The following is a 10,870-nucleotide window of genomic DNA, read 5'->3' on the forward strand; positions in this document are numbered from 1 at the left end:
CTCCCCTCCTGGGAGGGGGAGGGGCGAGGGGTGGGTTGTCTCCTGTCTCCTGTCTCCTACCCTTACTAAAAGACTTTTTCAGCAAACCCTAATTAATCAATTAAATCATCTTTAATTAAAGCTTTAAAGTTAGGATTTGAGCTAATGTTAAAAAAATCAGCATCAGCTTCTGCCATTTCTCGATATGGTTGACCAGCACCTAAATTAATTGCTTGTTCTAAATTTTCAATAGCTAAATATAGCTTATCCTGTAAAGCATAACAACGAGCTTTATTATAGTAAGCCAAAGAATAATCTGACTGAATTTTTATGGCTTGGTCAAAACAAGCGATCGCCTCAACCCAATTTCCTAAATTAGATAAAGCTTGACCTAAATTATTCCAAGCTTCCTGATAGTCTACTTTTATATCTATTGCCTTCTCATAACTAATAATTTCTCTTTTAGTATTCCCCAAATAAAATAAAGTTTTTCCTTGAAAATTCCAAGCTATATAATGATTAGGCTTAAGCTTAATGACTTGTTCAAAAGAATTCAAGGCTTCCTGATACCTTCCTAATTCAAATAATGCCTTGCCTTGATTATGCCAAGCTTGGTATAAACTAGGTTTAAACTTTATTGCTTGTTTGTAATTTTCAATTGCTTCTCGATAATGTCCTAAACTACTCCAAGTATTTCCAACATTGTACCAAGCTTGATATAGATCTGGTTTGATTTTTATTGCTCTCTCAAAAGAAGTTATCGCTTCTCGATATTGTTCTAAATTATTGAGTAAATTACCTCGATTATACCAAACTAAATGAGAATTTGGTTGAATCTCTATTGCACGATTAAAGTTATTTAAAGCTGACTGGAATCTACCTATTAATTTCAAGGAATTACCTCGATTATTCCAGGCTTCATAGTAATCTGGTTTAATTTTTATTGCCTGATCGAAAGCAGTAATAGCCTGTTTATGCTTCCCCAATTTACTAAAATTTACTCCCATATTGTACCAGCTCTGATAATCATCTGGGGAAATTTTTATTCGTCCATCCATTTCATTTTTCAAGGAAGAAGAAATAAATAGTTTTAATCATTATGGTCTTGAAATTAAAGATTTTTACTTATGAAGCAATATAGATTTTTCGTAAGCATTTAGCATTTCCTGCTGAATGCTTACTTTGCAGCAAATATTTATCCCAATAGTATCAATTATTTCAAATCTAATAAACCGCTGGTTTTTAGCTTGGGATTAAAGCGAATATTTTCTTCTAAACCTCTAGTTTTTAATATTTCTAAAATATTAGCTTCAACTCGCCTAGATATATTTTTTAAGAGTTTTTCTTTAGCAACTTCATCAGTTAATGGGTCGTGATATTGTGTTGCTTCTGCTTCTGTCATTTCTTGTTTAGCATCTATTGGCTGATTCCACTTTGCTTCTGCGCCATCATTACCTATAGGTAAAGACCCATTTTCATTAATCCAAGCAGTTTTTATACCTTCTAATATAGTACGATTCGGACGTTCAATAGTTTGTACTTTTAGCCAATAGCAACTATGAGGTTGACGGACTAAGTGTTGTTTAATACTCTGATATATATCACGAGAATAACCTACAAATAGTAATTTTTTATCCCGATCAAAAATTCCATAAACACCAATTTTTCCTTGTAAAGAAATTGGTAATTTTCCTTGAGAATCAATATAAGGTAAATATTCTAATTCTGACAGTTCTGGTATTTGAATTTCGGTATTAGTCATTATTTGAGATTTTCCTGTTCAAGGGTAATGTTAATTAATTCGGAATTGATAAAAGTTGATTAATCTCTGGTGATTTTATAGATGGCGCAGAGATGGCTTGGTTGAAATATTTTAGCTTTAAACATGAAGTTGGGCGGAACGTTAATGATAATATAGTCACTGGATTCGTGATACTGCTCAAATTCTTTTGCCATTCCTTTAGGTGTTTCTTTACTATAGGGAATTGGTTGAAATATTAATTCAGTAAATTCTAATTTTTCATATGGTAATTGTGAAGTAATTTGTTGAATAAAATTTTCACTTGTTAATAATTTGAATAACATTTGTTGAGCATTTTGTTCTAACGTGAAACTACTTTCAAAGCTTTCAATAATTTTTATACCCACTTTTTTTTCCTTTTCCATCTTCATCAAATTGGGCTATGGCTGTTGAGATAGTATTGCTTCTTCCTATCAAACAGAAAATAGCCTTTACTTATATTACTATTTGTTTGATTCAACTCAACTACCTTAAAATAAATATAAAGATTTGTTAAAATAAAATTTTATCTGATAATTTATGATAAAATTTTTACCTAAATATTGTATTGTCTACTATTAGACTATAAAACCTAACATATTCAATGGGGATCTTGATTTATGGAAGACACAGAAACATCATCTTTTGAAACTTTCTTGAAATTTCTATTAATAAGTTTAGCAACTATTTACACTGGTGCTTTTATGTTGCTAAGATTGCTGCAAAACCGATTGATATTTGAACCGGCACCATCGGTATTAGCAACTCCTGCTACTGTTAATCTTCCATATCAAGAAGTTTGGTTGTCAATTCCAAATTCTCACAAACAGACAGAAAAAATATCTGGTTGGTGGATTCCTCAAACTAATAGCAATTCTAGAGTTATTCTCTTTCTACATGGTGCTAAAGGTAACATGGCAGCTCGGAAAAATAGTTACAATCTCGAGCGGGTTGCTAAACTATATCAGTTGGGATTTTCGGTATTTATGATTGACTATCGGGGGTACGGTAACAGTAAAGGACGGTTTCCCACAGAAGCTACTGTTTATGAAGATGCATTGGTAGCTTGGAATTATTTAACTCAAGAAAAAAATTTTTCACCAGAAGAAATTTTTATTTATGGATATTCTCTTGGAGGAGCGGTCGCTGCTAATCTTTGCCTTCAACAACCACAAGCAGCAGGATTAATTGCTGAAGGTTGTTTTACTTCCATTAAAGACATGGCTAAATACAGACGTCGAATCCAAATATTTCCCCTCAACTTACTGGTCACCCAAAAATTTGACTTCATTGACAAAGTAAAATTATTGGAAATGCCCGTTTTATTTATTCATGGAACAAAAGATGAAATCGTACCTGTAGATATGAGTCAAAGATTATTTGCAGCAGCAGCAGAACCGAAAAAATTACTCTTAATACCAAATGCGGCACATGACAATCTTGCTCAAGTAGATAGCGATAGCTACATAGCAACTCTACATGAATTCTTTGAGCGGGCAATAAATCAGTATTCTAGTATTAGCCAAGAATTTATTCATTAGACATCTCTAGTAATAAAAAACAAAATCAATTATCGTACAGAAATTATCAATTATTTCTCCCTACTCCCTACTCCATCTTTTCTGGAGATGTCTATTAGTTATTTATAGCAGAAGGAAGAAGCAAGAAGGAGAGAAGGAAAAATCTTACTTTTTGGCGATCGCAGATTAAACCATAAAATATTCAACAAAAGGTAAAGACAAATGCTATTAATTGACCCGCCTTATTTTTCTGGTTTTGAAGCTATACCATTAGAATATAAAAACAAATTATGGTCAGACGGTTGACCTTGGCATTATAAAAATGAACAAAATAAAGCAAATGCAGTAGTAATTTGTTTACATGGTTTTACTGCGACTCCTTATGAAGTTCGTCCTATAGGAAGAGCGTGTTTAAAACTTGGAATTGATGTCGTAGCACCTCTTTTTCCCGGTCATGGTTACTCTCTTTTTATAGAACAAAGAAGAGAGTTTTCTAAGATTACTAAAGACATAATGTTTGAGGCAGTACGTCAAGAAATTATTCAAGCTAGAAAACACTATGATTTTGTCGGAATTTTCGGACATTCTATGGGTGGAGCGATCGCTTTGACAATGGCAAGCGAAGGTTTAGTGGATGCTTGCACTGTGACAGCACCAGCAATTCAATTACCACTTAGAGCTGAAATTTTAATGGGTTTACTCAGTTGGGTAAATATCTCAATACCTAAAAATACTGACAACTTTTATAATCCTAATTATTTGTTTGAAAACTCTAAAGCAGCTCTGGTACTTCAGAGAATAGCTTTACATTCTCGCCAATATCTTGCTAAGATTACTTGCCCTACTTTAGTAGTTCATTCCCATAACGATCCTTTAGTTAATTCTATAGTCGTAAAATTGATTGAAGAACAAGTTAAGGGGAGTTTTGAAGCCATTTGGTTTGATGAATCTGGCCACGTTATGACACTTGATGTTAAAAGTAAAGAAGTTTCAGAAGCGATCGCTCAATTCTTAGATAATAGGTGTTAACTAGCTATCAGCTATCAGCATTTTCCGTGCCGGAATGCTCTGCAAACAGCGCTTCAGCTTTTTTAACTTGGGTTAACCCCGGCAACTATAGCGTCTCCTAGTTTAGCTATCCGTTATAAGTAACTCCTGAAAACCTTGTGGATAGGGTGGGAAGTGTGCGGAGTGTGCGGAGTGTGGGGAGTGTGGGGAGTGTGGGGGGCAAAAATCTTGTCTACAGTTCTCAAAAACAATGTATTTTTCAATATATTTTTCTCCTAAAAAAGATGCTCCAAGACCTACACATAACTTGTCTATAATGTCTACGTTTTATGTTAAGAAAGATGTTTATAAAGCATAGCTAGTTTAGGAGGGGTTGCTTACCTCCTGCTAAACGTAAAAAAAGTCCTAATGCTGAGTGCTGAGTGCTATTTAAATAAACTTTTCTTATATACAACCTACAACCTTCAGAACCTATGAATCAACAAAGTTTCACTCCAAATATTCCCCCCTATACCTGGAATCGTCCCATTGGTCTTGATTGGAACAACCCTTACACAGTGCGCTATAGCAGTAACCTCGATGACGGTCCTTGGCACGGAATGCCTCTCGGTGGTTTCGGTGCAGGTGCAATTGGTCGCTCTCCACGAGGGGATTTTAATCTCTGGCATCTCGACGGCGGCGAACACATTTATCAAAATTTACCTGCCTGTCAATTTAGCATATTTGAAGAAACAAAAGGCCACAAACAAGCTTATGCTCTATGTACCGAACCACCATCTGATGGCAGTCTCTCAACTTGGCAGTGGTATCCGAAACAAAAAGCAGGATTACATACTGGTACTTATCATGCTCTTTATCCCCGCAGTTGGTTTGTCTATGAAAATGTATTTACCGCACAATTAAGCTGCGAACAATTTTCCCCAATTTGGGCAGGTAATTATCAAGAAACCACTTACCCTGTTGCCATCTTTGAATGGGTCGCTCACAACCCCACCGATGAACCCATCACTCTGAGTATTATGTTCACTTGGCAAAATACCATTGGTTGGTTTACCAATTCTGTGAAAATACCACAAGTGCAAGTTAGAGATGATGGTAGTCCAGTTTATGAATACAAACCACGGTGGGGAGAAAGTACGGACAACTTTAATCTATTAGTGGAAGACTTCCATCGTATCGGTTGCATAATGACTAAGTTGAGCATTGCTGATGACCCCGCAGAAGGGGAAGGTCAAATGGCGATCGGAACTTTTACTAATGCTGCTGTGGAAGTTAACTATCATACACGCTGGAATCCTGCGAGCAATGGGGAAGAAGTCTGGCGCTACTTTGCCATGGATGGCACACTCATAGATGAGTACAATGAACTACCCGCAACAGAGGAAGAACAAATTGGGGTAGCTATGTCTGTTCGTTTTACTCTCAGACCGGGGAAAACTCGGAAAATTCCTTTTTTCTTAGCTTGGGATTTGCCCTTGACTGAATTTAGCGCTGGAGTTTCATATTATCGCCGTTATACAGATTTTTATGGTCGCAATGGGAAAAACGCCTGGTCAATAATTCGCACTGCGATGAAACACTATCAGATTTGGCGCGAGAATATTGAGACTTGGCAAAACCCGATTTTGCAACGGGAAGATTTGCCTGGTTGGTTTAAGATGGCTTTGTTTAACGAACTTTACGACCTCACCAGTGGGGGGACTCTCTGGAGTGCTGCGGATGATCGCGATCCTAAAGGTCAGTTTGCTGTCCTGGAATGTTTGGATTATCGTTGGTATGAGAGTTTGGATGTGAGATTATATGGTTCTTTTGCTCTGTTGATGTTGTGGCCGGATTTGGAAAAGTCGGTGTTGCTCGCTTTTGCACGGGCGATTTCAACTGCGGATGATACACCGAGAATTATTGGTTACAATCAAGCATCGGCAGTTAGAAAAAAGGCTGGAGCAACTCCCCACGATTTGGGTGCACCCAATGAGCATCCTTGGGAAAAGACTAATTATACCAGTTATCAGGACTGCAATCAATGGAAGGATTTGTCTAGTGATTTTGTGTTGCAGGTTTATCGGGATTTTCTGTTGACTGGTGCAGATGATTACGAGTTTCTCTGGGAATGTTGGTCTGCTGTGGTGGAGACACTAGCATATCTTAAGGCTTTTGACAAGGATGGTGATGGTATTCCTGAAAATGAGGGAGCGCCAGACCAAACCTTTGATGATTGGCAGTTGCGGGGGGTGAGTGCTTATTGTGGTGGGTTATGGTTAGCTGCATTGGAGGCAGCGATCGCTATTGGGAAAGTTTTAATTGAGCATCCGAGGGAAATTCCTTATTATCCACCTCAAGGTTTTCAGTCTGAGGTCGATAAAAATTCTGTGGATGCTATTAATAATCAAATTTCTGTTTATCAAAGTTGGTTAGAAAAAGGATTAGTTGTTTATCAAGAAAAGTTATGGAATGGGGAATTTTATCGTTTGGATAGTGATAGTAATTCGGAAGTGGTAATGGCAGACCAATTATGCGGTCAATTTTATGCTAGATTACTAAAATTGCCGGATATTGTACCTAATGAATGTGCTTTATCTGCCTTGAATACTGTCTATAATTCTTGTTTTAAAAAGTTTCATAATGGCAAATTTGGAGCAGTGAATGGAGTATTACCTGATGGTTCTCCAGAAAATCCTGATGCTACCCATCCATTAGAAGTTTGGACTGGAATTAATTTTGGTTTAGCTGCTTTTATGGTGCAAATGGGAATGAAGGATAAAGCTTTGGAAATAACTGAAGCGGTGGTGCGGCAAATTTATGAAAATGGTTTACAATTTCGTACCCCAGAAGCTATTACTGCTGATGGAACTTTTCGAGCTAGTCATTATCTCAGAGCAATGGCAATTTGGGCGATTTATTTAGAAATCAGGAGTCAGGAGTCAGGAGTCAGGAGTCAGGAGGGAAGAAAGAAGAAGAAAGAATAAAGAGGAGGAAAAGGAGAAAGTTTTTTTTATAACTAATTATCCAGACATGATATGACCTGATTGCTATATAATAATTATGAAAAAGAATGGCATCCCTTAATGTTTCTAATACCAATTACCAAAAGTAATGCTATACTTAAGCAGCACTTCAATTGTTAAATAATTAAGACAGACAGAATCACCTTTTTGATAATTATTAGCTAGTTATAATTAATTATTATTATGTTTACTTCTCCCTGTAGGGACGTTGCATGCAACGTCCCTACTTCCCCTCCTGGGAGGGGTTAGGGGTTGGTCTCCTACTTAATAAAACGTAGAAAAATTTTTGAGAAATGGTATAACTTCCTTCTTCCCTATTCCCTATTCCCTATTCCCTATTCCCTATTCCCTATTCCCTTCTTATGAAAATAGTTACTTGGAACGTCAATTCAATTCGTACTCGTCAACAACAAGTTATAGAATGGTTACAAACAAATCCTGTGGATGTTCTCTGCTTACAAGAAACCAAAGTTATTGACCAAGATTTTCCGCGATCGCCCTTTGAAGAATTAGGCTATCATACTTATATTTCTGGTCAAAAATCTTATAATGGTGTCGCAATTTTTAGTCTTTCCCCAATGCAAGATGTTAGTAGTGGGTTTGCACCTATTTTAGGTGAGGATAAAGTGGGAGATTTTGACATACAAAAACGGTTAATTACTGGGGTAGTAAATGATGTTTGTATTCTGAATCTTTATGTTCCTAATGGTGCTAGTGTTGGCAGTGAAAAATATGATTATAAACTTCATTGGTTGAAACTTTTGCAAGAATATATCAAAATTGTTATTGACAAATCACCCAACTTGTGTATTTGTGGAGATTTTAATATTGTCCCAGAAGACCGAGATATTCACGATCCAGAAGGTTGTAAAAATTCTGTGGGATTATCCGATGCGGAACGCCAAGCTTTACAGGAAATTCTCAAATTAGGATTAGTAGATGCTTTTCGCCAGTTTACCAGGGAAGGAGGTCACTACAGTTGGTGGGACTATAGAGCAGCAGGTTTTCGCCGTAACCGTGGTTGGCGTATTGACCATCATTATCTGAGTTTGCCCCTTTCTCAAAAAGCCACAAGTTGTATAATTGACAAGTCTCCAAGACAATTACCAAAACCTAGCGACCATACACCAGTTATTGTGGAATTTTGAAAGAAGAAAAGTCAAAAGTCAAAAGTCAAAATAAAGTCAAAAGTCAAAAGTCAAAAGTCAAAAGTAAGAATTTAAAAAAAGTCAAAAGTTAAAAGTTAAAAGTAAGAATTTAAAAAAGTCAAAAGTCAAAAGTTCAGGACTTACGCAAATTGACTTTTAAACCACCATTTGTAGGGGCGAATGGCATTGACTAACGTCAAGCTCCGCTAACGCCCTCACTCGATTTAGTGTCCGCGCTGATAACTGAAATGACAGTTTTTATTTGGTAAATTTTTCAATTGAACTATTAATAACTAACAAAAAATAATTATGTTTTTAGTAACAGGAGCAACCGGAGACTTAGGGCGGAGAATTATCAGAATCTTGAGAGAAAGAGAAATATTAGTCCGTGCTTTTGCTAGACTAAATTATTCTTATTCTGAATTAGAAAATCGTGGAGCTGAAATATTCATAGGCGACTTAAAAATAGACAAGGATATTGAAAAAGCTTGTCAAGGAATTGAATATATTATTAGTGCCCATGGTGGGGCGAATGATGTTCAAGCAATTGACTACCGAGCTAATATTGAACTAATAGATTCTGCGGTGAAAGTTGGTGTTAAACATTTTGTATTTATCTCCGTCTTAGGAGCAGAAAGAGGATATGAAGATTCACCTACTTTTAAAGCAAAAAGAGAGGTAGAAAAATATCTCAAAGCGAGTGGTTTGAATTATACCATTTTGCAACCTTCTGGTTTTGCTTCTAATTTATTACCACTGGCAGAAAGATTTAAAGATACAGGAATTTATCTACTTATTGGAGATGACAAAAATCGCACTTCAATAGTTAGTACAGATGATTTGGCAAAAATTGCTGTGGATTCTGTTTTTGTCGAAGCTGCTTGTAATCAAATTTTGCCTGTGGGCGGACCAGAAATTATTTCTAGAGGAGAAATTTCTCAAATATTTAGTAGAATTTTTAACCGGGAACCGATAGTTATTAATCCGCCTTTATTTGTATTTGATGGATTACGAAATACTGTGGGATTGTTTAATTCTGAGTTACAAAAAAGTCTAGGTACTTTAAGAGTATTATTGGCAAATGAATTTTTCTGCACTCCAGAAGAAATTGAGAATTTAGAGAGAATATTTGAGATGAAAATGGAATCTGTAGAGAGTTTTATTCGCCGAAAAATGGGAGTGTGAATAAAGTAGGGACGTTACGAAGTATGTGCAAGCAAACGGCCGTTCGCCCTAGATATATTGGTTTTGCCTAAGTTCTGAAAATCTTAAACAATAAAAAATAGGAATAGTGCTGCATTGTAATTATTTTTGTTAGGAAGCACGACAGTGGGAGCATCTTGCTCCCGTACTCGTGGACAGGATGTCCGTACTTTACAGCACTTTTCAGATTGATGACCTCACATCACTACCAAAATCTTGTAAGGGCGTTAGGGGCAGCTTTGCGCTAGCAAATGGCCATTCGCCCCTACTGTGGTCTACCGAAATGAAAACCGCTGTAAGCATTGGTTGTTCCTATCTAACATTACTATGCAGAACTATCAATAAAATGATTCAAGCGATCGCTAAAAACTGAAAACTATGCAAATTCAACAACAAAAAAACTATACCCCCACAGAATATTTAAACTTTGAAATTAACTCACAACAACGACACGAATATATCAATGCTGAAATTATTCCCATAACTGACGGTACTCCAAATCATCACCAGATATCTCTCAACTTCAGCACAGCTTTAAACTTTTCTCTCAAAAGTCAACCATATCGAGTTTTTGTCGCAAACCAAAGAAAATAACCAGGAATTGAAATTTTTAAACTTATTTCTAGCTCTCCAAGTAAAATCATTAATCCTAAAGGAAGAACAGACAAAAGTTCTTTGACTCGCAAAACTGCCAAATCAAAACCCTGAGTATCTCCTATTGCCACAACTTCTGCGGAAATATTATTTACCAATACATTTTCCTCACCACCCACATCCTCAACAACATGAGCGCAAGTCAGCAAATAAGTGTAATTTTCTTCTTGATAAAAAGCAAATCTAGTACCAATAATATCTGCTTTGAGAGATTTATCACTAGCACTGTTAATTAAAACAATATATTTTTCTAACTGTCCGTTCATTCTTTTATTCTTTAGTAATATAAAGATTAGCTTTTCCCTGAAAATTAAAACCAAATTTTACCTCATTCTACTAGCTCGCCTAGCTTGAAAATGTGGTTAAATTTTAGAAAATATAGACCTCTCCCCCCTTGGAAAGGGGGGTTGGGGGGGATTTTAGCGTTGGGTTTTACTCACAATTTTAGTTTAGACGAGCTACTACCTTTAAATCTTACTACTAGACCGAAACAGTTAATTTGCTCAGTTATTATTGGTGCGGGGGCGAGTTTATCTCATCATTTGTCACCCCATTAATTTAACGCGGAACCAG

At 36.3% G+C, this 10,870-nt stretch carries 9 protein-coding genes and 1 pseudogene; 6 read left to right on the forward strand and 4 right to left on the reverse strand.

Annotated elements, in window-relative coordinates; all coding sequences use genetic code 11:
- Positions 1–92: 92 nt before the first annotated feature.
- The 3 genes from D5R40_RS26210 to D5R40_RS26220 form a co-directional block, all read right to left on the reverse strand.
- Positions 93–1,037: a tetratricopeptide repeat protein gene (locus D5R40_RS26210; RefSeq protein ID WP_124146816.1), complete on the reverse strand. Its 945-nt coding sequence runs from the start codon at positions 1,035–1,037 to the stop codon at positions 93–95.
- A gap of 155 nt (positions 1,038–1,192) precedes the next feature.
- Complete coding sequence (locus D5R40_RS26215) at positions 1,193–1,741, reverse strand: GIY-YIG nuclease family protein (RefSeq protein ID WP_124146817.1); 549 nt, start codon at positions 1,739–1,741, stop codon at positions 1,193–1,195.
- Positions 1,742–1,800: 59 nt separating this feature from the next.
- Positions 1,801–2,145, reverse strand: a complete 345-nt coding sequence (locus D5R40_RS26220) for a hypothetical protein (RefSeq protein ID WP_375339411.1) — start codon at positions 2,143–2,145, stop codon at positions 1,801–1,803.
- Positions 2,146–2,379: 234 nt separating this feature from the next.
- On the opposite strand from D5R40_RS26220, the gene D5R40_RS26225 reads away from it, so the two are divergent.
- The 6 genes and pseudogenes from D5R40_RS26225 (at position 2,380) to D5R40_RS26250 (ending at position 10,237) form a co-directional block, all read left to right on the forward strand.
- Positions 2,380–3,300 carry an alpha/beta hydrolase gene (locus tag D5R40_RS26225; RefSeq protein ID WP_124146818.1) on the forward strand — a complete coding sequence of 307 codons (921 nt, stop codon included), beginning with the start codon at positions 2,380–2,382 and terminating at the stop codon, positions 3,298–3,300.
- A gap of 324 nt (positions 3,301–3,624) precedes the next feature.
- Positions 3,625–4,308, forward strand: a pseudogene (locus tag D5R40_RS26230) (alpha/beta hydrolase); the annotation flags it as partial.
- Positions 4,309–4,760: 452 nt separating this feature from the next.
- Complete coding sequence (locus D5R40_RS26235) at positions 4,761–7,253, forward strand: GH116 family glycosyl hydrolase (protein ID WP_124155448.1); 2,493 nt, start codon at positions 4,761–4,763, stop codon at positions 7,251–7,253.
- Positions 7,254–7,654: 401 nt separating this feature from the next.
- A complete protein-coding gene (gene xth, locus D5R40_RS26240; RefSeq protein ID WP_124146820.1) occupies positions 7,655–8,440 on the forward strand; it encodes an exodeoxyribonuclease III in 786 nt (261 codons plus the stop codon).
- 309 nt (positions 8,441–8,749) lie between these two features.
- On the forward strand, positions 8,750–9,625 hold the full coding sequence (locus tag D5R40_RS26245) for an SDR family oxidoreductase (protein WP_124146821.1): 876 nt from the start codon (positions 8,750–8,752) through the stop codon (positions 9,623–9,625).
- Between the two features lie 396 nt (positions 9,626–10,021).
- A complete protein-coding gene (locus tag D5R40_RS26250) occupies positions 10,022–10,237 on the forward strand; it encodes a PDDEXK family nuclease (RefSeq protein ID WP_124146822.1) in 216 nt (71 codons plus the stop codon).
- On the opposite strand, the gene D5R40_RS26255 is transcribed toward D5R40_RS26250, so the two are convergent.
- Positions 10,198–10,563, reverse strand: a complete 366-nt coding sequence (locus D5R40_RS26255) for a S1 family serine peptidase (protein ID WP_124146823.1) — start codon at positions 10,561–10,563, stop codon at positions 10,198–10,200. The genes D5R40_RS26250 and D5R40_RS26255 overlap by 40 nt on opposite strands.
- Between the last annotated feature and the right edge of the window lie 307 nt (positions 10,564–10,870).

This window comes from Okeania hirsuta (genome assembly GCF_003838195.1).
GTDB lineage: Bacteria > Cyanobacteriota > Cyanobacteriia > Cyanobacteriales > Microcoleaceae > Okeania > Okeania hirsuta.

Bases quoted from the DNA above. Each gene is read 5' to 3' on its own strand.
- D5R40_RS26210 (WP_124146816.1), bottom strand. From the start codon at position 1,037: ATGGATGGACGAATAAAAATTTCCCCAGATGATTATCAGAGCTGGTAC.
- D5R40_RS26215 (WP_124146817.1), bottom strand. From the start codon at position 1,741: ATGACTAATACCGAAATTCAAATACCAGAACTGTCAGAATTAGAATAT.
- D5R40_RS26220 (WP_375339411.1), bottom strand. From the start codon at position 2,145: ATGGAAAAGGAAAAAAAAGTGGGTATAAAAATTATTGAAAGCTTTGAA.
- D5R40_RS26225 (WP_124146818.1), top strand. From the start codon at position 2,380: ATGGAAGACACAGAAACATCATCTTTTGAAACTTTCTTGAAATTTCTA.
- D5R40_RS26235 (WP_124155448.1), top strand. From the start codon at position 4,761: ATGAATCAACAAAGTTTCACTCCAAATATTCCCCCCTATACCTGGAAT.
- xth (WP_124146820.1), top strand. From the start codon at position 7,655: ATGAAAATAGTTACTTGGAACGTCAATTCAATTCGTACTCGTCAACAA.
- D5R40_RS26245 (WP_124146821.1), top strand. From the start codon at position 8,750: ATGTTTTTAGTAACAGGAGCAACCGGAGACTTAGGGCGGAGAATTATC.
- D5R40_RS26250 (WP_124146822.1), top strand. From the start codon at position 10,022: ATGCAAATTCAACAACAAAAAAACTATACCCCCACAGAATATTTAAAC.
- D5R40_RS26255 (WP_124146823.1), bottom strand. From the start codon at position 10,563: ATGAACGGACAGTTAGAAAAATATATTGTTTTAATTAACAGTGCTAGT.